Consider the following 21077-nt stretch of genomic DNA (forward strand, 5'->3'; position numbering starts at 1 on the left):
GAATGGCCCCGAAATTTCGGGGCCATCATTCGTTTACGTCACATGAAAATACTGCTGCCTTTGGGATGTCTGATCAATTATGAAGAAACTTGGTAATAAATTCCGCTTGCGCGCTGTCTGTACAGCTGCAGCACTTGCAATCTGTGTGATGCCAGCCGCTGCTGCGAATGGCACAGCGAAATCTTTCGTGGACATGGTGCGGGAATTGCCACTGGTGCCGGCCGGCATGCAGGACACCGAAGTATTGGCCAAGGTCTCGGCCACCGTTGATGCGATCAAGCAGATGGAGCTGGGCAAGGCCAATCAAACCATCAATGAAGCCTTGCAGCTGGACCCGCGTAATTCCTATTTGCATTTCCTGAATGGTTTCGTCTATCACCTGCAAGCGCGGCAGGGCGATACGCAAAAAGGTGAGATGGCCTTGGAAGGCTACCAGCAAGCGCTGCGCATAGATCCGAGCAATTGGATTGCGCAAGAGTTCCTGGGTTTGGCCTACATGGACCTCAAGCAATTCGATCGCGCCAAGCTGGCGTTTTCCGATGTCTTGCTGATGACGCCGGAGAGTTCAGTCTCGATTTACGGTTTGATGGTGGCTTCCTATCTGACAGGTGATGCTAAGACGGCTTGTGCGATGGCAGACCAGTTCCAGAAAGTATCTACCGAGAACAATCGCTTATTCGTGCGTTCAGGTATTTCCGTCTATGCATCTTGCGGGAATTTTTCGCAGGCTGAGAAAATGCGGGATGCCCTGGTCAAGATGAATGGTGACCCTCTTGAAGCAGAACGGGCAGGTCGTCGTCTGGCGCAGTGGAAGGCCTTCTACCTGAAACAAGAACAGGATGTTACGCTCGCAAAAAATCAGCCGCCTGCAGGCATGATGAAGGCAGCCTGGTCGGGATCGGCGGCCAAAGAAGGGCCAATACAATTAGCGCAGGCATTCAATATGCCGAGCCGACCACCACCACCTGCTGCCAGCGCGGATGCTGCGGGTAATGGTCTGGATACCGCAGTACGAGATGCGGCAGCTACGGCATCTGTTGCTGGCGCTGACGGACGTGCAGTAGCTGGTGCCGCCGCCAGTGGCCCTCGCATGCTTTTGATCGACGTGGTGCTCTTATCCACGCAAGAGTTGATCACGACATCCAAGGGTGTCAATCTGCTGAGTGCTCTGACACTGCAACTAGGTTCTGCCACCAACAATGCGCCGGCGTATTCACGTGTCATCACTTCGAATAGTTCAAACGGAGGCGCTCCAAATGTCAGTACCGCCATCACGCGGGCAGTCAGTATACCGGCGCTGACTTATTCGCTGAATATAGCCAATGCAAATAGCTCGGTCAACGAAGTGCTGGCACGTCCTACCTTGGCTGCAATCGAAGGTTTGCCGTCGGAATTTTTCTCCGGTACCAATTTGAGTGCGGGCGTAGTCTCAACCAGCTTCAACGGCGGTACCACCATCGTGCCACTGGATAAACGCTTTGGCATCAAGCTGGCGATTACGCCTGTGTTCCTGCAACAGGGGCGCGTGCAAATGAAGGTTGAGGCGCAACGCACAGCTTTGAATGCCAGCTCGGACAATCCGCGGGTGGCGTATCAGATCGAAATCGGCGAGATCACCGCCAATGCCAATGTCGTAATGAATATGGGCGATACCCTGATACTGAGTGGGCTGAGCGAGAAGTCGAGTTCAAATACACGGGACGGTGTGCCGGGACTGCAGGACATACCTGGCGTGCAGTACCTATTCTCGAATAAGAAGACCAATGACTTAATGCGCTCGGCGCTCATATTGGTGACGCCGAGAGCACCGGTACAAATTTCTGAGGCCGCACCGGATGCGCGCGATTCGATAGAGAGTCGGATGAAGGCCTTGCGCGAGCGTTTTGGTTTTGCCAACAGCATCTCTCCCAACGTTGATGCGATCATGAACCAATTGCAATCGAATGATTATTTCCGCGAGTTTCGTCAGGGAGATGTTTCGATAGAGCGCTGGGATCGCATGCGTAGCACCGGCGATCGTCTGCGTGAGGCTTTGGGATTTCTCTACTATTGAGTAATCCCAACAAAATCCTATGCAATGCATGCATTGAGCTATGATTGCCTAAATAGAAACATGGCTTAAAAATCAACGTCAAGGAGATGGCAATGCTTGGATACGTTCGATCGGCCTTATTCATTAGTGCATTCATCGTGGCTTGCGTACCGGCCATGGCAGCAGACACTATCCACCTAATCATGGGAACAGCCACACCGGGTGGAGGTTTCCCTCTCTTTGGCGATGCAGTCGTTCGTACCGTGGCGCAAACCGATCCGAGTCTGGTGATAGAAGCGCGAAATACCAAAGGTAGCGCCGAAAATATTCCATCGCTGGAGGCTGGCACGTTCGACATTGCACTGGTGCAAGGCGAGGCCGCATACGAAGCTTTGGAAGGATTGGGGCGGCTGCCGTCCGATCTCAAAATCATCGCGGCAATGTTTTCCACACCAGGCATGTTTGTTGTGCGTGCAGATACACCTTATCGCAGCATTGATGACTTGCGTGGCAAACCGGTGGCCTTCGGTACGCGTGGCTCGGGGCTAGTGATTCTTGCTCGTTACATGCTGAATGGCTTGGGACTCGATATGGAGAAAGATTTTCAGGCGGTGTACCTGGAACGAGCGAGCGATGGGCCTGCGATGATTGCTGATGGCCGAGTGGCTGCTTTGTGGGGTGGGAGTAGTAATTGGCCCAACTTTGTTGCCGTGACGAATGCACCTGTTGGCGGACGCTTCATCGTGCCTAACGAAAAAGAGATAGCAACAATACGTAGACGACACTCTTTCCTCAAACCTTTAGTCGTGCCGCCAAATAGTTTCAACGGGCAAACGACAGCGTTGTCTTCCTTGGGGTCATGGAGCTTCATCATGGCACGCCCGACTCTGCCGGATGACACAGCTTATCGTTTGACGCGAGCGCTGCACAAAGGAGAGCCGGTGATTGCAAAGTTATTACGGCAGGGGCGGGAAACGACAGCGTCGAATACTGTTTTGGCTGTGCCGGAGACACGCATGTTGCATCCCGGAACATTGAAGTATTTGCGTGAAATTGGCTTGAAGTAAGCAACCGATCAAGCCCGCGTCGGTTGCTTCAAGATAGATGAGCAGTTGCTCTTGTTACGGGTTCATATATAAAGAAATTGCGCTTACACCAATTACAAAAATCGTAATTATTATTCTCCACTTCGTATTCATACATTCTCCATAAGTATTTTGGCGTGCTGCATTGCCTTGAGTAATTGATCCGACAGTATACCAAGCAATATGCGAAGGAGAAATTTCATCTTGTGGCAAGGCATCGGGATGTTCTTTAAACATCAAGCCAACCTATGCTGAGTGATTTAATAGCTACTTTTTCGTTTGAGCTGTGCTTTCAACGACTCAATCTGATCCAGCAGATCAAGTGCCAGCGCAACACCAGGTGTGTTGACTTCCAGATCCTGCGTTAAATGTTGCGCTATGCGGGCACGCTGCAACGACGCTCCGCTAAATTGCCATTCTTGTGCTTGCTGTCCGGCCGGTTGCAACACACCTTCGAAGACCCATGCGGTAATCAATTCTTCCGACGCATTGGATGCCTGCGACAGTTCGATCAAGCTTAGATGTATTTCTTCATCAAGCACTTGGTAATGAATTGTTGTCTGGCTCATGTTGATGACTCCTTACAGAGACGCGCGTGGATTGAAATCGAAGGCTTCCTGCAGCGTGCGATAAGCCTCTTTTGCTTGGTCTGTATCTGCGGGCGGTAATGTGATCGTCAGCACGACGTACAGGTCGCCGGCTTCTTTGCCGGGTATACCTTTTCCTCTGAGTCTCAGCTTGCGTCCCGAAGCAGAGTTAGGCGGAATCGTTAATTCGACCGAGCCTTCAGGTGTTGGCACTTTGACGCTGGCTCCCAGCGCAGCTTCCCATGGTGCCAATGGCAAATCGAAATACACATCGCGCCCATCGACCCGATAGCGTGGGTGCGGACGGAAGGCGATTTCCAGATAAAGGTCGCCAGCTTTGCCTTCGCCTATGCCGGGGCCACCTTGTCCTGCCAGGCGCAAGGTTTGTCCAGCGCGTATGCCTTTGGGTATGGTGACGTTGAGCGTACGGTCTTTGGTGACGACGTGGCCGTTTTCATCGACTACCGGCATGCGTAGTGAAATGGTGCGTTCGGCACCACGATAAGCATCTTCCAGATCGATCTGCACTTTGGCGTGATGATCTTCGCCTTGTGCATGCACGGAGCGTCGATGACCGCGTCCTCGACCGGTTTGCTGGCCAAATATTTGTTCGAAATAATCGCCGAAGTCTGTCCCTTCGCCAAAGCCGGCATGTCCGCCGCGGCCACTGAATTCGAAGCCGGCATCGCCATTTGGCGGTGGTTGGAAATCCTGTCCATTTTGCCAGTTTGCACCAAGTTGATCGTAGGATGCGCGCTTCTCAGGATCTTTCAATACCTTATAGGCTTCGCCCATTTCCTTGAAGCGTGCTTCGGCATCCGATTCCTTGCTGACATCGGGATGATATTTGCGCGCCAGTTTGCGATATGCGCTTTTGATTTCATCCTGCGTGGCATCGCGTTTGACGCCTAGCGTTTCGTAATAGTCCTTGAATTTCATGGTTACGACCTCGTAAATGAATCAGGAGAAACTCTATGAGTGCTTAAACAAAGGTACCGAATATTTTTCCTATGATGGAGGTGACTATCATTGCCAGTGCACCCCAGAAGCCGACGCGTAAAGCTGCTGGTAGTAAAGGTGCACCGCCAGCCTTGGCAGCCAGTATGCCCAGACCCACCAGAAAAAACATGGAGGTCAAGCCTAGCGTCGGTACCAGCAAGGTTGTTGGCGTAATCAGTGCTGTCAGCAATGGCAGTGCAGCACCAACCGAGAATGTGATGGCAGACGTGATCGCGGCTTCTACCGGGCGCGCTGCCGATGCTTCATGTATGCCTAGCTCGTCGCGTGCATGTGCGCTCAAGGCATCGTGTGCCATCAATTGTTGTGCCACTTGCCTGGCGACATCCGGGGCCACACCGCGTGCGACATAGATGGATGCCAATTCACGATGTTCGGCATCGGGTTGTTCTTCCAGTTCTTTGCGTTCGCGATCGAGCTCGGCTTTTTCGGTATCGGCTTGCGAACTGACGGAGACATATTCGCCAGCCGCCATCGACATGGCACCTGCAACCAGTGCGGCAACGCCGGTAATCAATAGTTCATGACGTGCGACATTGGCTGACGCCACACCGAGCAACAGGCAAGCGGTGGAGATAATGCCGTCATTTGCGCCGAGTACTGCTGCACGTAACCAGCCTATACGGCCGTTAAAGTGTTTCTCGGAACGATGATGCGGCATAAGCATGCTCCCTGATGAGATGTCTATTGAATGGTAATGGGCACGACAGCAATCTACAAGGGAAATGATGGTGACGACTTGTCGCTGCTTCAAGACCCGCATCGCAGCTCAGTTTGCATCATTTTTGATCCACATCAATTCGTTCTCATTTCCCTTTGCTACAGTCAGTCATCTCAATGGCAACTGAAGGCTAATAGTGTCGGATACTGCGTTTCCAAAATTGAAACTGAAGAATAAATTGTTATTGCCCATCGTGCAGGGTGGCATGGGCGTGGGTGTTTCTGCGCATCGTCTGGCCGGGAATGTCGCCAAACTGGGAGCTGTTGGCACAATTTCCAGTGTTGATTTGCGCAGGCATCATGCCGACTTGATGGCGCAGACAGATAAGTCGCGCGACAAGGCATTGATCAATAAAGCCAATCTGATTGCGCTCGACCGCGAGATACACGCAGCGAAAACAATCGCCGAAGGAAACGGCATGATCGCCGCCAATGTCATGCGCGCAGTAGCGGAATACGCCGCTTATGTTCAGCAATCCTGCGAAAGCGGCGCCGATGCCATCGTTGTAGGCGCCGGTTTGCCGATGGATTTACCGGAGCTGACGAGCGACTATCCGAACGTGGCATTGATTCCGATTTTGTCCGATGTACGCGGCATTGCCTTGATATTGAAAAAATGGATGCGCAAGAATCGCTTGCCGAATGCCATCGTGATCGAGAATCCGCAATACGCAGCAGGTCATCTCGGTGCTGCAGGTCTGGAGAGTGTGAATGATCCACATTTTGCATTTTCTGTCGTGCTGGAAGGAACGCTGGAGCTTTTCAAACAATTAGGAATTGAGCGAGAGAATATTCCTTTGATTACAGCTGGCGGCATACATAGTCCAGAACAGGTGCGTGAATTGTTTGCACTTGGTGCCAGCGCAGTGCAGCTTGGTACACCTTTCGCCGTTACGGAAGAAGGCGATGCGCATATCAACTTCAAACAAGTACTGACGCAAGCCAAGCCGGAAGATATTGTTACCTTCATGAGTTGCGCTGGTTTGCCTGCGCGTGCGGTCAAAACGCAATGGCTGGCCAATTATTTGGATAAAGAAGAAAAGCTGCAACGCAAAGCAGGGCTGAAAGAATGCACGGTTGGTTTCGATTGCCTGCATCAATGCGGCTTGCGTGATGGCATAGGCAAGGCAGGGCAGTTCTGCATCGATACGCAACTCGCTTTTGCGCTGGAGGGCGATGTGAAGCGCGGCTTGTTCTTTCGTGGATCGGAGCGCTTGCCGTTTGGCGCAGCAATTCGTCCAGTACGCGAATTAATCGACTATCTGTTGAATGGCATACAGCCCACGTTGCTACAGCCTGCATAAATCCACGCGCAATCCATAGTGTATGCAAGGGCGCGCCCAAGTTTGGGTGACGCCTTTGCGCATCTGATATATCCTCGACCACAGGCTATCGCAGTAATCCGTAGCGAAACGTTAGTTCGATACAAGGATATATCGCATGCGCAAGTGGCAAAAAGGAGTGCTGTGGAGCGTTGCAGGTTTGGCGCTTGTGCTGGCAATCGCTGCATTCACCTTGAATCGTCTGACCGATAGCGCGCATTTGAAAGATCTTGCGCGCGATACCGTCAAACAAACCTGGGCGCGCGATCTGACTGTCGGCGGTTTGACATTGGATGTCTTCCCTTATCCGCGTTTGCACGCGACCAACGTCACCATTTCCAATCCTGCCTGGGCACAAGACAAGTCTTTACTCGAAGCGGCTGATATCAAAGTGCGGCTCGATCTATTTCCTTTACTGACAGGAAATATTGTCCTCAAGGGCGTGCGCGTTACTGGCTTGAAGATTAATCTTGAAGTGGCAAAGGATGGACAACGCAGTTGGGACTTGCCGCAAACGCAGCAGTCATCCTTATCGCAACTCTCTCTAACAGGCTTACGGATAGATAACAGTACGATCAGTGTGCGCAAGTCCGACGCTGATGCAAAAATATGGCAAGTAGAAAGCTTGCAAGCTAGTGGTGATACAGGTTTGCGCAATATAGTCTTCAGTACGCGTGTCATGCGCGACAAGTACGCCTTACAGCTGGATGGAAAGCTGGATGACTTGTCTGCAATTGGCGTATCGAATGCAGTCACAAACGGAACTATCACTGCTAAATCCGGCCAGGCGCTCGCCACGATCAAAGGAAAAATTCCACTAGATAGTACGTTTCAACATCTCGATATTGCAGCAACGATAGATGCTGCATCCATGCAGGAAGTATTTGGTTTTCTGAGCATCGACCGCGCTACGCCTGCCGCACTAAAGGCCAGCGTTGCCGTACAAACGTCGGATAAAAAAATCGATGTCAAAGACCTCAAGCTGCAACTAGGCAAGCTCAATCTTGCCGGAGAAGGGCAGTGGAACGGCGCAGGTAGCAAGCCCGTTATCAATGCACGCGTGCAAGCCGATCATATTGATATGGTGCAGACCTTGCTCGATCTGGGGCAAGCACCTGCACCATCAAAATCCGATGAAGAGTTGTTTAGCAAAGAACCACTCGCATGGCCCTTACTCGTCGCGTTGAATGGCATCGACGGAAAATTTGACGCAACAATCGCTTCCTTGAAATTACGTTCAGGCATCGAAGTGACAAATGCTGCGGCTGCAATGACATTCAATGACGATAAGCTGACTATCAATACCGTCTCGGGAAAGTTGTTGGGTGGTTCTGTATCCGGTGATGCAGTGTTAGAGGGAAAGAAAAAGGCAGTGCGCCTGAATCTGCAACTGAACGACACGTCCCTAGGTTTGTGGTTTAAAGAGACAGGCAAACATATCGCCATTACTGGCGGCGCAATGAAGGTCGATGCGAAGATCTCCACCACTGGCGCATCGATGAAAGAGTTGGCGGCTGCTTTAACTGGCCCGGTCAATATTCGTATTGGCGATGCAAAAATCCTATCTCCCAAGGCTGGTCAGGCAGAGTTCTGGTTGACGGGTCTTTTCTCAACGAAAAGTTCAAACCGTATCGATCTCTCTTGTATGAGTGCACGCTTGCCATTTCAATCCGGCGTGGCACAAGGTGGCGGGATAGTTGGCGCGCGTAGTGATGCGAGTCAGTTACTGACCAGTGGCAAGATCGATTTACGCACGCAGACGCTGGATTTGCGTGGTCGTGTGCGGGCGAGGTCGGGCATTAATCTGGGGATTAGCACTTTTTCAGATGAAGTGAGAATTACCGGTGCCATCAGCAAACCTCAACTAAATCTGGATGAATCAGGGGTGGTCGGCGCGATTGCAAGGATCGGTGCGGCGATAGTCACTGGCGGCGTCAGTATCGTTGCCACCTCGATTTGGGATGGTGCAAATCCGAAATCTGACCCTTGTCAGGTCGTGTTTTCACCAAAAATGAAGGCTGCACAGAGTAAAGGGAGGCGTAAGTAGCCAAAGGCTGTTTTAAGGAAAACAGTGGATATGGGACGCAATTAATGGAATTGCAGCGCAACAAAAGCTATGATGACGGCAGTTTTTGTTTCGTAATGAGGATGGCGATGGCCACGATAGAAGATATTGTCAAAAAGCAGAAGGATGGCGCGCAGTTCGTTGTCTCTGCGCAAATGCTGCGCCTGGAGCCTGAAGAGTTCGATACCTTGGTGCACGTTTGGATGGAAGACGGCTATCCCGGCTTTCAACTTGCCGGTGTGCCGCACCGCTGCTGCAGGGATGGTGAGTTTTACATCGACTGGATCAAGGTCGTCAAAACGGTATCTTCATCTACATAGAGCGGAACACCCGCTACAATCTCGCCACTTACTTTTTCCAGCCATCCATCGTGTCCAATCGCCTGCCTGTTCTGCTGCAATATCTACTCCCGAAAAAGGCGCTTACCGCGTTCGGAGGCAAAATCGCCGGTGCCAAGGCAGGGCCGTTGACGACCTCCTTGATACGCTGGTTTGTCGGCAAGTACAACGTCAATATGACGGAAGCGGCGAATCCGAATATCGCCAGCTATGCCAGCTTCAATGAATTCTTCACGCGTGCCTTGCGCGCAGGTGCACGGCCGATTGCAGATGCTGCTTTCATTTGCCCGGTCGATGGTGCGATCAGCCAGTTCGGTGCGATTGAGAAAGATCAGATTTTTCAGGCCAAAGGCCATAACTACTCAACTACTGCGCTGGTCGGTGGTGATCAGGATTTGGCTGCGCAATTTGAGAATGGCAGCTTCGCTACTCTGTATTTAAGTCCACGCGACTATCACCGCATCCACATGCCTTGCGATGGCCGCTTGCTGCGCATGATCTATGTACCGGGTGATTTGTTCTCGGTCAATCCGACGACGGCGCGTGGCGTACCTGGTTTGTTTGCCCGCAATGAGCGTGTGGTTTGTGTCTTTGAAGGCGAGACTGGGCCGTTTGTCTTGACGCTGGTGGGTGCAACCATTGTCGGCAGCATGCAAACGGTATGGCATGGCGTAGTCAATCCACCGCGTTTAGGCGAGATGCGCGAATGGCGTTACGACAAACAGCATCTGGTGCTGAAAAAAGGTGAAGAGATGGGACGCTTCCTGCTCGGCTCCACCGTAGTGATGTTGTTCCCAAAAGGTGCCTTAGCCTTCAACCAAAAATGGCAGCCCGCTGGCGCAGTGCAGTTGGGCGAAGTGATGGGCAATCGCGTACAAGAATAAGCAGGTTCAGTTCTCGTACGCGGTATTCGGCTCAATTGCCTTTCGATGGAAACGGATGATCTTCGTCGACCAAGCCCTTTAGTTTTTCTTCCTCTTTGATATCGAGCAACAAGCGGTCTTTATCAAGACGCTTGATCTTCCTTATTTCTTCCTCCGTATCGTGGTCGCCGGAATGCTTTTCTCCGCTGCCGATATCGGCTTCATCCATCATGTGCTTGGGCTGTGGCATAAGGTTCTCCTTGCCGGGTTGAGTTCTTTTGACCGCCGGCATAGAGAAAGATTCGCCATATTGCCCTTCTGAAATCTTGCATGGTGGGCGTCATGGCCTGCTATGCTTCGATGACGATGGATTCAATAATTAACCACGCTGAAACGACATGAGCTTCCTGTTAAATCTGATTGAACAATACGGCTTGATCTTTGTTTTCGGCAACGTGTTGTTGGAGCAATTAGGCGCGCCGATACCGGCTTACCCAACCCTGGTGATTACTGGTGCTTTGTTGGGACGAGGTGAATATTCAGCGCCGATGCTCTTATTGATTGCTGTGGTGGCCGCTTTGATTGCCGACTTTGCCTGGTATATGGCTGGGCGCCGTTACGGCGGACGTGTGATGGCTCGTTTGTGCAAAATTTCCCTGTCGCCTGATTCCTGCGTACGTCAGACCGAAGCGATGTATGTGCGCTATGGCCCTGCATCTTTGTTAGTGGCGAAATTCATTCCCGGCTTCGCATCAGTTGCCAGTGCTTTGGCTGGTGCGATTGGTACGCGTCCTGCCAAGTTTATTTTCTTTGATGCCTTGGGCGCTGCTTTGTGGGCAGGCTCGGCCATTTTCCTCGGCTCTTTATTTAGCTCTGCCGTTGCAGACTTGCTTGATATCTTGGCGAATCTGGGTAAGTGGGGCATCGTATTGGTGGCGCTTGCATTTGGCGTGTATCTTGCGAAGAAGTGGTGGCAGCGGCATAGCTTCCTGAAAGATTTGCGCATGGCGCGCATTACGGTCGATGAGCTTGATCAGTTGCTGAAAGAGGGCAATCCACCGACGATCATCGATGTACGATCTGCACTTGCACAGCAAGGCGGAAAAATTCCTGGTGCGATGGTATTGTCGGATGACGATATCAGTGCACTCGTGATTGATACTGAACTTGATTCAGAAGTGATTGTGTATTGCGCCTGTCCCAATGAGGCGTCTGCTGCCCGCGTTGCCAAGAAGTTGATGGCACGCGGTTACCGTCGTGTGCGGCCATTGACCGGCGGTATCGATGCGTGGGTGGCGGCCGGCCATTCGATTGATGACGATATAGTCTGATTCACGATAGGAATATCTCCATGCTCATCCTCTTCCTCAAAGCTGCGATTCTGGTGCCGGTTACTTTGATACCGATACTCAATCCGTTTGGTAATGCTCCGGTATTTGCCAGCTTGCTGGGCAATGTCAGTCGCGATGTGGAGAAGAAGCTTGCGCGTCAGGTGGCGCTCAATTGCTTCTTCCTGTTACTGGGTGCGATGTTTATCGGTTCGCATGTGTTGATGTTCTTTGGCATCTCGTTGCCGATAGTGCGTATCAGCGGCGGCATACTAGTAGCAGTGACCGGCTGGAAGCTATTGAACGATAACGGTCAGGATGCGATACGCACGCAAGTGGCGACTAATTCGGCAGATGCCTGGTCGGATGAAGAATTCAAGGTACGCAGTTTTTACCCTATCAGTTTTCCTCTCACGGTTGGTCCTGGTGCGATTGCCGCATCCATCACCCTGGGCGCGAGTACGCCGCCACGATTATTGGATCAAGTGTTTTCGCTGGGTAGTGCTGCTTTAGGAGCGGCGATGACGGCCTTGGTGATTCTTATCTGCTATCGCTATGCGAACAAGATAGTGAATATGTTTGGCCGCTTGGGCACGATGGTTTTATTGCGACTCTCTGCATTCATCCTGCTATGCATCGGGGTAGAGATTTTCTGGAATGGCGTGGTCGGTTTGTTATCTGAATCTGGTATCGATATTCATTGAAAATGTTCCGGCGCTGTTGATACAGCGCCGGAATTGCATTGGAGCTCAGTATTTCGTATTGATCGCGATTAAGAGAAATCGGGAATGCGTTTTTGATACTCGGACTCCAGTTTGAGGAAGCTAGCCCAGAACAATCGCGGCGTCTGTTGGTTGAGGCGATCTTCCAGTATGCCCAAATGTGTATGCCATCCGCCGGAGACGCTGATCATTTCTGTACGGTTCGGCAAGCGGCTATGCGTCACTATCAGTAGCGTTTTTGCACCTTGTGATTTGAGTTCAAAACACACTTCTGATGAACGCCCATTCTTTTCATTCCAGGTAAAGCTCAACAGATGCGGTGGATTGCATGCTGTAATGTGACCGCTTTGCTGATGGCCGGTTTCGTAAGGCAGGAAGCGATCCGGCGTTGTTTCGCTGGTGAGTCGCTTGAAATTGAAAGTGAGATCGGCTTTGCCGCCGACTCGCAAGTCCATAGTTCCGGAAGCCAGCCAGGTGCTGCGCTTGTCGGAGTCTGTCAGGTATTCCCACACATCGTCGATGGTGCCGGGCAGTACGCGTTCCATGCGCACAGTTGTTGTGTCCTTCATTACACCGTATTCGCTCATCACTTTCTCCTTTTCTTGTTTGCAGATTCCAGTTCACGTTCCAGTGCATCCAGACGCTCGGTCCAGAAGCCTTGATAAAAGCGCAGCCAATCTTCAGCCGCGGCCAGCGGTGCCGCTTCCAATGTGCATAGGTGCGTGCGGCCTTGCACGATGCGAGAGATCAGGCCAGCATTCTCCAGCGTCTTGACGTGCTTGGAGGCACCGGCAAATGACATGTCGAAAGGCGCAGCAAGCTCGCCTATCGTGCGTTCTCCATCGGCTAGTAATCGCAGCATTTGGCGTCGTGTGGGATCGCCAAGCGCATTGAAGACGGCATCGAGTCTTTCTGTATTTAATTCAACCATGTGGTTGAATATAGCATCTCAAAAATTAAAGTCAACCATTTGGTTGAATTATTTATGCGGATGACTTGAAGGGGAAAAGTTGGAGGAATGAGCGGAAAGCCTGCTTGCGTGCATGGCACACGCAAGCAGATGTTGGCTTACTTCAGTACACCGCTAAGCAGCAGATAACCTGGCAGCCAACCGGTGAAAATACCGCAGAGTAAGGCGACTACGCCGGTGATCTTGGCGATTTCTTTCTGTGCTGTGAGCAGCAGGAAAAACATAAACCACAATATTGCCCACGCTATCCAGTTCAGACCGAACCAGACACCCCAGGTGCTGCTAGCGGTTTGCAGGGTTTCGATTGCGACAGGAATGGCGGTAATGGTAACGAACAGGCTGAACCAGCCGAGGCCGCGGCCATCAGCACCGTTATAGCGATTGAAGGCAACCCAAAAGTAGGTGAAAGAAAATAACAGGGTGAGTGCGGCAGCTTTGATGGAGCCTGCATCCGCATTGGCACCGAAGGCCAGTTGCATAGAAATCAGGAAGGTGACGGTGCCTGAGAAAACATTGATGACCCATATCTCTTTGTCACCGATGCGACCGAGCAGCCATAGGCCGTTGAGGCATAGAACTGCGCCTACATAGAGTAGTGAAAAACCTAATAGCATGACATCTCCTTGCTGAATGAGGCAGCGATTGTAGTTTTTTGACGTTCAAAAAGACATCAGGCAATCCCTATATGCCTCATATCGTTTGAAGCATGCGGGACAGCAGGGATTGCGCCGGCGAGATCCTTGCGAGCTCGCCGGCGTTCTACTCATGCCAGATATGATTTCAGTGGCTGATCATCCACGGTCGTTTGCCAACGAAGGTTTTATTTCCGTTGGGTGCGACGATTGTGGATTTGCTCTTCTTGCCGGATGAGGAGCAGCAACTGCATCCTGAAGGATGTGCTTTCGATGCGTAGTTCTTGGAGCTCATCGGTTCATGCGATGCTTTTTCATTGGTGCTCATCGCATGTCGACGTGCTTCCGGCATCAGTGCCAGGCTTGGAGCGGAAGACCAGGTGCGGTCTGCCGCTGCCGCGCAATGCGGACAGCTGATGGGGTCGTTGCGCGCCGAGATACTGCGCACAGCTTCGAAGAAACCGCAGTCCTTGCAGACGTAATCGTATGTGGGCATGACAAGCTCCCTTTACTTGAGATCTTTAGACAAAGGCATGCCCATGCTTTTGAATTTCTGCACTACAGGGCCGGCAGCATTTGGATTGATGTCAAAGTCGAAGATCTGCGTCGGCAGCCACAGCGTGGCGCAGGAGTTCGGAATATCCACCACGCCGCTGATGTGACCTTGGACTGGAGCAGTACCAAGGATGGAATACGCCTGCGCACGGCTGTAGCCGAACTTGGTCATGTATTCGATCGCATTCAGACAGGCTTGACGATAAGCGACGTTGACGTCGAGGTAATGTTGCTTGCCATGTTCATCGACAGAGATGCCTTCGAAGATCAGGTAGTCGTTGTAATGCGGTGTGATAGGACTAGGTTTGAAGATAGGATTCTTGACGCCGTAGGTAGCCATGCCACCTTTGAGCACCGATACCTTCATGTGCACCCAGCCGGCCATTTCAATCGCGCCGCAGAAGGTGATTTCTCCATCGCCTTGGCTAAAGTGCAAATCGCCGACCGACAAGCCTGCGCCTTTGACGTAGACCGGGAAGAATATTTTCGAGCCACGTGACAAGTCCTTGATGTCGCAATTGCCGCCGTGTTCGCGTGGTGGAACGGTACGTGCGCCTTCGGCTGCTGCCTTGTCGCGTGCTGCACCTTTCATTTTGCCCATGTGCGCAGTCGGCGCAAACGGTGCATTAGCCAATGGCGGTACGCGATCAGGTTCGGTTGCGATCAGGCCGGTTTCACGTCTGTTCCATTCGGCCAGCAATTTTGGATCAGGCAGACAGCCGATCAGACCAGGATGGATCAGGCCGGCATAATTCACACCAGGGACATGGCGTGAAGAGGTGAACATACCTTTGATGTCCCAGATCGATTTTTGCGCTTCCGGGAAGTGATCGGTCAGGAAGCCGCCGCCGTTCTTCTTCGAGAAGAAGCCGTTGAAGCCCCACATGGATTCTTGTTTTGCGCCGATGTCGAGCAGTTCGACTACCAGCAAATCGCCAGGTTCTGCGCCATGTACGCCGACTGGTCCTGTCAGGAAGTGGACGGTGGTCAGATCAACGTCGCGCACGTCATCGGCGCTGTCATTGTTCTTGATGTAGCCACCGGTCCAGTCGTAGGTTTCGAGTATGAAGTCTTCGCCGGGATTGACCCAGGTTGCCATCGGAATGTCAGAGTGCCAGCGATTGTGTATGTTTTCGTTTTCGTAGGGGGATTGATTCAGATCTACTTTGATCAGAGTTTCAGCCATGGTGTCTACCTCTCGATTTATGTTTATATGGATGGAACTCGGAGATCCCCGATACTGATGAGCACCGCAATTGCAGGCTTGGAGATTGCGACACCGAGCATTCCGGACTCGATAATGTATGGACAACGCTGAACACCCAATACGTCAATTGGCGTACATGCAAAATTGATCACACTTCTTGTCTTATGGGAAACTCGCCTTGTTAAATATTTTCAACTCATGTAATTTAAATAAGCAGCATTCGTTTGAATGGCTGGTCATACAGATTCCAATAAAACGAATGATCGCCATGAGCCTTGAAAATCAGATTCCATTGCCTAGCGGTCAATAGAGTCCATCCATATTCCATACGCATCTATGGCTCAACAAAAAATCTTCCGCATCCGACGTGAATACAATCGTTGGGTCGCCAATGAATCGATCGAAGATTATGCGTTGCGCTATACGCCGCACGGTTTCCGTAAATGGTCGGAATGGCGCTTGGGTAACGCAGCTTTTGGTGCTGCTTCATTTTTGGCGCTGGAGGCAATCGGTGGCGCGATTGCCTTGAACTATGGTTTTTCGAACGCGGTCTGGGCCATCCTGGCGGTGGCGATCATTACCTTCCTGACCGGTTTGCCTATTAGTTATTACGCGGCGCGTTACGGCATTGATATGGATTTGCTGACGCGCGGTGCCGGCTTCGGCTATATGGGATCGACGATCAGCTCGCTGATCTATGCCAGCTTTACCATCATCTTCTTTGCCTTAGAAGCGGCGATACTTGCGGTCGCCCTGCAGATGTGGATACCGTGGCCGCTCTGGATTTGGTATGCGATTAGTGCGCTATTCATCATACCTTTCGTGGCACGCGGCATTACTCTGATCTCTCGCTTGCAACTCTGGACGCAACCGCTCTGGTTGCTGCTGCTGATTACTCCTTATGTCGCGATCTTCTGGAAAAAACCAGAGGCGTATACCGAGTTCACGCAATTCGTTGGTGGCATTTCTAAAAGCAGTGACTTCGATCCTGTCATGTTTGGCGTAGCCGCGACGGTGGCTTTTTCTTTGGTGGCGCAGATCGGTGAGCAGGTCGACTTCTTGCGTTTTCTACCTGAGAAAACTGCAGCCAATCGCAAGCGCTGGTGGACTGCAGTCGTGGTTGCTGGTGCCGGTTGGATAGTGCCGGGTGCGCTCAAGATGTTGGGTGGTGCTTTCCTCGCTTATCTGGTTTTCCAGACAGGCGTACCGGCAGCCAATGCGATGGAGCCGACGCAGATGTATTTGCTCGGCTTCTCACATCTCTTTAGCGATCCAGCCTGGGTGTTGGCGATTACGCTGGTATTTGTTGTTGTCTCTCAAGTCAAAATTAATCTGACCAATGCGTATGCAGGATCGCTGGCGTGGTCGAATTTCTTTGCGCGCTTGACGCACAGTCATCCAGGTCGCGTGGTCTGGCTGGTTTTTAATTGCCTGCTTGCTTTGCTGTTGATGAACCTCGGGGTCTTTGCCGCGTTGGAAAACGTGCTCGGTTTGTATAGCAATGTTGCCGTTGCATGGGTGGGCGCATTAGTCGCCGATCTTGTCATCAACAAGCCCATGGGATGGAGCCCGAAAGGGATTGAATTCAAGCGTGCGCATTTGTACGACATCAATCCGGTAGGACTGGGAACCATGGTGTTGGCAGCAAGTGTGGGGATTGCCGCTTTCTCTGGCGTATGGGGGCATCAGGTCGCTGCCTTTTCACCGTTCATCACTTTGGCTACCGCCTTTATCGTCTCGCCATTTTTGGCGTGGGCCACGGGTGGACGTTATTACCTGGCGCGTCAACCAACAGCTGTTGGTTTGCCCGGACAAATAGTGAAGTGCGGCGTGTGCGACAACAGTTTTGAATCTGAAGATATGGCGCATTGCCCAGCCTATGGTGCGCCTATCTGTTCCTTGTGCTGCACGCTGGAATCGCGTTGTCATGATTTGTGTAAAAAGGAGTCGCGCACTGCAGAACAGGCGCAGCAGCTGTTGTCAGCATTGTTGCCGAATGCCTTTTCACATTTAGTCAGTCGGCGCGTGGGCAATTACATGGTCGTGGTGTTGTCCTTGTGCGCCGTGGGTGCAGCCGCGCTTGGTCTGGTTTATGCACAGGAAATTTCTGCCATTACATCACTGGACCATCGGATTCTGGTTGATGGCGTCTTTATCAAGATATCGGCAGTGCTGTTAATCATCGTTGCAGTATCGAGCTGGTGGGTCGTGTTGGGTAGTGAAGGGCGGCATCTGGCACAAGACGATTTGAATCGACAGAATGAATTGCTGACACAGGAAATCGACGCACATCAACGTACCGATGCGGCATTGCAAAGTGCCAAGGAAGCTGCAGAGTCGGCGAATCAGGCAAAGACGCGTTACGTTGCCGGTATCTCACACGAGTTGCGCTCGCCGCTCAATAGCATACTGGGTTACTCGCAAATTCTGCTCAAGAATGAACACCTTGATGCAACACCGCGTACGGCGATACAAACCATACATCGCAGTGGTGAACATTTATTGGGTTTGGTGGATGAGCTGCTTGATCTGGCACGCATTGAAGCGGATCGCATGCGACTGGAACCTGCGCCGATTCTGCTGAGTGCTTTTCTAGACGACTTGCTGAGCATGGTGCGTCCGCAAGCTGAAGCAAAAGGTCTCAAATTACTGTACACACACAATGGCGAGATACCGCATTACGTCTTGGCGGATGGCAAGCGATTGCGTCAAATCCTCATCAACTTGCTGACCAATGCAGTACGTTTTACCGATGCCGGTTCGGTTACTTTGCATGTGGAATTTAATCAAGCCATCATTCGTTTTGATGTGATTGATACCGGCATCGGCATTGCAGTGCAAGACAGGCAACGTATATTCCAGCCGTTTGAACGTGGCGCAGCAGGGCGTTTGCGCGGTGAACCTGGTGCAGGTTTGGGATTGGCTATCACCGAAAAATTGATCCTGCTGATGAATGGCAGCTTGAATCTGGTGAGCATGCAGGGTAAGGGTAGTACCTTTGTTGTGCGGTTGCCGCTGACGGAAATCAATGCATTCGAGGCTTTGCCACAACGCGACGTGATCGGTCATGCGGGTGCTGTACGTACTTTGCTCGTGGTGGATGATCAACCTGTGCAACGACACATGCTAACCGGCATGTTAATTCCTTTAGGCTTTAATGTGCGTGAAGCAGCTAGCGGGCATGAGTGTTTGGATTTGCTGCAGGATTTTGCTCCCGATGCAATTCTGCTCGATATCGGTATGGATGGCATGGATGGTTGGGAAACCGCCAGACGTGTACGTGTCAGTGCTCAGGCTAGCGTGCCTATTATTTTTGTTTCTGCCGATTTGTTTGAAAACGATCCGGAAAAATTACGTTTGGCAGGATGTCAGGATTTTGTTGGCAAACCAGTGCTGGAATCGGAACTGATGCTGGCATTGCAGCGTCAACTAGGATTGGAGTGGGTATATGCCAGCATTCCTGAGCAGCATCCAGTTATCGAAACCTTGCCTGATCAATTACAGTTTCCGCAAGCTGCGATAACGCAATTGTTGCAATTGACGCGCATGGGGCATGTCGCCGGCTTGCGCCGAGCGCTGGATCGCTTGAGCTTGGCAGATCCTTCCCTCGCCGGTTCCTGCATAGTAGTAAGATCATTGCTTGATCGCTTCGAGCTGGGCGCATTGGAGAACGCATTAATGGAGAATGAACGTGCCACATCCCTTGATTGATAATCCGGACGATCGTCCTGTCGTGCTGGTTGTCGATGACGCGCCTAGCAGTTTGGGCGTGCTGTGCGAAACGCTGGAGAGTTCCGGCTATACCGTGCTGGTCGCTTGCGATGGCGATACTGCTTTGCGTCGCTTGGCCTTGGTCACGCCGGACATTATCTTGATGGATGCAGTGATGCCGGGCATTTCAGGCTTCGATGCTTGCCGTCGCATCAAGTCCGATCTGGCAACCAAACATATCCCTGTGATTTTCATGACTGGTTTATCTGATACTTCGCACGTACTGGAAGGCTTTGCCTGCGGTGGTGTGGACTATGTGGTGAAGCCGGTGCGCGCGCCGGAAGTGCTGGCGCGTTTGCACACACATTTGGGTAATGCACGCGTTGCCCGATTTGCGCTGGATGCGATTGATGTATCGGGTCTGGGTGTCGTTATGCTGGATCAGCAAGGTACGATTTCATGGTGTTCGCCATGTGCCACGCAATTGTTGAAGCAGTTCGGCATCAAGTCGGATTCGGTCACCTTGCCTAAATCCTGGTGGGATGGTGGCAGCAATATGGAATTGGTTGCTTCCATTACTGAACCGGCCAGTGCCAGCCTATTGGTACGTAATATGGGCGCGGCCGGTATGGATGAAATTATGTTGTTGCTAGAGTTGAGTAGCAATCACATGTTGCCAGCGGGGCGTCTTGCCAGTGCTGCATTGACACCACGTGAAACGGAAGTGCTTTCCTGGCTGGCCAAGGGAAAAACCAATCGTGATATCGGCGATATCCTGCAATTAAGCCCACGTACGGTGAGTAAGCATCTGGAACACATTTTCGAAAAACTCGGAGTAGAGACGCGCTCGGCAGCTGCTGCCATGGCGAGCGCTCAAGAGAATGTAGATCCTCGTCTCACTTCAGGAAAATGGTCGCATTGAAGCAAGACCGTCGTATGTTTTTCAGAATGTAATTTCAGACACGAGAAAGTTTTGGATGCCACGCCTCAAGGGGATGGCATCCAGACTAATCAATCGTGATGGCAAGCGTCAGCAATGCCATGCCAACAGCGATACAGGCGCACAGCCGCTTCTTCAAACGCTCACCTCTTTCTATCAATCGTATGGCGCGCATGCGTTTCGCCATAGGTGATTTCATGCGCTTCATGACAATACAGGCTCGTCCGAAATCGAGTCAGCAAGTGTGACGTCAAGAACCTTGATCTTCTCGACACGGTTAGATGGCAAGGCAACTTCAATCGTGTTCAATACTTTTCTTCCGATCAGCGCCAGGCCGATAGGTGTCAATACCGAAATACGTGCCAATTGCGGATCTGCATCGCGCGGGCAGACGATGCTCACAGTGCGCCTGTCTTCTTCGTTATTAACCGGCGCATACGAAACGCTGGCATGTAGCGAGATATGGCCTTTGCGTTGCACATTGCTGGACAAGATAGTGGACGTTGCAATGATGTCGACCAATTGTTCGCCGGCGTTGATTTCTACTTCGCCCAGGCGCATCAAATGTTCGGCCAAGTGGCTCAAGGCAGCTGCATCGTTTTGTGTAAGGTAACGTTCGTTTTTCATGATAAAGAGTCTCCACGGTCGAGCATGTAGATCGACCAAAAAATGGCAATACAGTGCAGATGCAAAAAGCATCGACACATCGTGAGGATTTACAGTTGGGTGGCTCGGGAGTGATAAGGAAGGAACGAAGTTTCGTTCCTGTGGACACTCACCGAGCCTAAGGGAGGCAGGCGAGGTCTCTTACGAAAGATGACTGCGAGTACATCTCCGAGATAGCAAACGAAACAGGCGCGCGCAACTCTTCCTTGTTCGGCGCAGAACTGATGCGTTTCGACAGGAAGAGTGGCGAGTTCATTGCAAGTTGTTTATGCAAGTGGGGATAGGGTGAGTATAGCCATTTAGAATATTCCGTCAAC

At 51.7% G+C, this 21077-nt stretch carries 22 protein-coding genes; 10 read left to right on the plus strand and 12 right to left on the minus strand.

The genetic code is table 11. The features are described from left to right. Positions 1-79: 79 nt before the first annotated feature. On the plus strand, positions 80-2053 hold the full coding sequence (locus tag BQ6873_RS02100; RefSeq protein ID WP_076591179.1) for a secretion protein: 1974 nt from the start codon (positions 80-82) through the stop codon (positions 2051-2053). A 92-nt stretch (positions 2054-2145) separates the two neighbouring features. Then, positions 2146-3099 (plus strand): TAXI family TRAP transporter solute-binding subunit, encoded by a 954-nt coding sequence (locus BQ6873_RS02105; RefSeq protein ID WP_076591180.1) that lies wholly within the window; start codon positions 2146-2148, stop codon positions 3097-3099. A 54-nt stretch (positions 3100-3153) separates the two neighbouring features. Here the strand turns inward: BQ6873_RS02105 and BQ6873_RS17940 are convergent, their stop codons facing one another. From BQ6873_RS17940 to BQ6873_RS02120, 4 genes are read right to left on the minus strand one after another with little or no spacing between them, the layout of a single operon-like run. Then, positions 3154-3354, minus strand: coding sequence for a hypothetical protein (locus BQ6873_RS17940; protein ID WP_157889093.1), 201 nt, complete (start codon positions 3352-3354; stop codon positions 3154-3156). Between the two features lie 23 nt (positions 3355-3377). Then, on the minus strand, positions 3378-3686 hold the full coding sequence (locus BQ6873_RS02110) for a chaperone modulator CbpM (protein ID WP_076591181.1): 309 nt from the start codon (positions 3684-3686) through the stop codon (positions 3378-3380). 12 nt (positions 3687-3698) lie between these two features. Next, complete coding sequence (locus tag BQ6873_RS02115; protein ID WP_076591182.1) at positions 3699-4643, minus strand: DnaJ C-terminal domain-containing protein; 945 nt, start codon at positions 4641-4643, stop codon at positions 3699-3701. A gap of 43 nt (positions 4644-4686) precedes the next feature. Then, positions 4687-5382 carry a VIT1/CCC1 transporter family protein gene (locus tag BQ6873_RS02120; protein WP_076591183.1) on the minus strand — a complete coding sequence of 232 codons (696 nt, stop codon included), beginning with the start codon at positions 5380-5382 and terminating at the stop codon, positions 4687-4689. Between the two features lie 196 nt (positions 5383-5578). Between BQ6873_RS02120 and BQ6873_RS02125 the strand changes: the two genes are divergently transcribed. The 4 genes from BQ6873_RS02125 to asd all read left to right on the plus strand — a co-directional run bounded on the left by BQ6873_RS02125 (position 5579) and on the right by asd (position 10050). Continuing rightward, complete coding sequence (locus tag BQ6873_RS02125; protein WP_076591184.1) at positions 5579-6745, plus strand: NAD(P)H-dependent flavin oxidoreductase; 1167 nt, start codon at positions 5579-5581, stop codon at positions 6743-6745. Positions 6746-6881: 136 nt separating this feature from the next. Continuing rightward, positions 6882-8810 carry an AsmA family protein gene (locus BQ6873_RS02130; protein ID WP_076591185.1) on the plus strand — a complete coding sequence of 643 codons (1929 nt, stop codon included), beginning with the start codon at positions 6882-6884 and terminating at the stop codon, positions 8808-8810. A gap of 44 nt (positions 8811-8854) precedes the next feature. Continuing rightward, complete coding sequence (locus BQ6873_RS02135) at positions 8855-9148, plus strand: hypothetical protein (RefSeq protein WP_331712975.1); 294 nt, start codon at positions 8855-8857, stop codon at positions 9146-9148. Positions 9149-9198: 50 nt separating this feature from the next. Next, entirely contained in the window at positions 9199-10050 is an 852-nt protein-coding gene (asd, locus tag BQ6873_RS02140) for an archaetidylserine decarboxylase (protein ID WP_076591186.1), read from the plus strand. Between the two features lie 31 nt (positions 10051-10081). Here the strand turns inward: asd and BQ6873_RS02145 are convergent, their stop codons facing one another. Next, entirely contained in the window at positions 10082-10279 is a 198-nt protein-coding gene (locus BQ6873_RS02145; RefSeq protein WP_076591187.1) for a hypothetical protein, read from the minus strand. Positions 10280-10427: 148 nt separating this feature from the next. On the opposite strand from BQ6873_RS02145, the gene BQ6873_RS02150 reads away from it, so the two are divergent. Both BQ6873_RS02150 and BQ6873_RS02155 read left to right on the plus strand, forming a co-directional pair. Further along, positions 10428-11360, plus strand: a complete 933-nt coding sequence (locus tag BQ6873_RS02150) for a DedA family protein/thiosulfate sulfurtransferase GlpE (RefSeq protein WP_076591188.1) — start codon at positions 10428-10430, stop codon at positions 11358-11360. 20 nt (positions 11361-11380) lie between these two features. After that, positions 11381-12061, plus strand: a complete 681-nt coding sequence (locus BQ6873_RS02155) for a MarC family protein (RefSeq protein WP_076591189.1) — start codon at positions 11381-11383, stop codon at positions 12059-12061. A gap of 68 nt (positions 12062-12129) precedes the next feature. Here the strand turns inward: BQ6873_RS02155 and BQ6873_RS02160 are convergent, their stop codons facing one another. From BQ6873_RS02160 to fmdA, 5 genes are all read right to left on the minus strand, one after another. After that, positions 12130-12666, minus strand: a complete 537-nt coding sequence (locus tag BQ6873_RS02160) for an SRPBCC family protein (protein WP_076591190.1) — start codon at positions 12664-12666, stop codon at positions 12130-12132. Further along, positions 12666-13010, minus strand: coding sequence for an ArsR/SmtB family transcription factor (locus tag BQ6873_RS02165; protein ID WP_076591191.1), 345 nt, complete (start codon positions 13008-13010; stop codon positions 12666-12668). The genes BQ6873_RS02160 and BQ6873_RS02165 overlap by 1 nt, the downstream gene beginning before the upstream one ends. Positions 13011-13147: 137 nt before the next feature. Further along, positions 13148-13663 carry an AmiS/UreI family transporter gene (locus BQ6873_RS02170; protein ID WP_076591192.1) on the minus strand — a complete coding sequence of 172 codons (516 nt, stop codon included), beginning with the start codon at positions 13661-13663 and terminating at the stop codon, positions 13148-13150. Positions 13664-13829: 166 nt separating this feature from the next. Then, positions 13830-14177: a zinc ribbon domain-containing protein gene (locus BQ6873_RS02175; RefSeq protein ID WP_076591193.1), complete on the minus strand. Its 348-nt coding sequence runs from the start codon at positions 14175-14177 to the stop codon at positions 13830-13832. Between the two features lie 12 nt (positions 14178-14189). Continuing rightward, positions 14190-15422, minus strand: coding sequence for a formamidase (gene fmdA, locus BQ6873_RS02180; RefSeq protein WP_076591194.1), 1233 nt, complete (start codon positions 15420-15422; stop codon positions 14190-14192). A gap of 357 nt (positions 15423-15779) precedes the next feature. Here fmdA and BQ6873_RS02185 point away from each other — a divergent pair, with 357 nt between their 5' ends. Together BQ6873_RS02185 and BQ6873_RS02190 are read left to right on the plus strand one after the other, a co-directional pair. Then, positions 15780-19154, plus strand: coding sequence for a hybrid sensor histidine kinase/response regulator (locus tag BQ6873_RS02185; RefSeq protein WP_076591195.1), 3375 nt, complete (start codon positions 15780-15782; stop codon positions 19152-19154). Next, entirely contained in the window at positions 19129-20076 is a 948-nt protein-coding gene (locus BQ6873_RS02190) for a response regulator transcription factor (RefSeq protein ID WP_076591196.1), read from the plus strand. The genes BQ6873_RS02185 and BQ6873_RS02190 overlap by 26 nt, the downstream gene beginning before the upstream one ends. A gap of 85 nt (positions 20077-20161) precedes the next feature. Here BQ6873_RS02190 and BQ6873_RS17945 read toward each other — a convergent pair whose 3' ends face one another. Next, positions 20162-20302: a hypothetical protein gene (locus BQ6873_RS17945; protein WP_157889094.1), complete on the minus strand. Its 141-nt coding sequence runs from the start codon at positions 20300-20302 to the stop codon at positions 20162-20164. Then, a complete protein-coding gene (locus BQ6873_RS02195; protein ID WP_076591197.1) occupies positions 20299-20721 on the minus strand; it encodes a GreA/GreB family elongation factor in 423 nt (140 codons plus the stop codon). Before BQ6873_RS02195 ends, BQ6873_RS17945 begins: the two co-directional genes overlap by 4 nt. Positions 20722-21077 lie beyond the last annotated feature (356 nt).

Origin of the sequence: Herminiimonas arsenitoxidans (assembly GCF_900130075.1) — a bacterium.
GTDB lineage: Bacteria > Pseudomonadota > Gammaproteobacteria > Burkholderiales > Burkholderiaceae_D > Oxalicibacterium > Oxalicibacterium arsenitoxidans.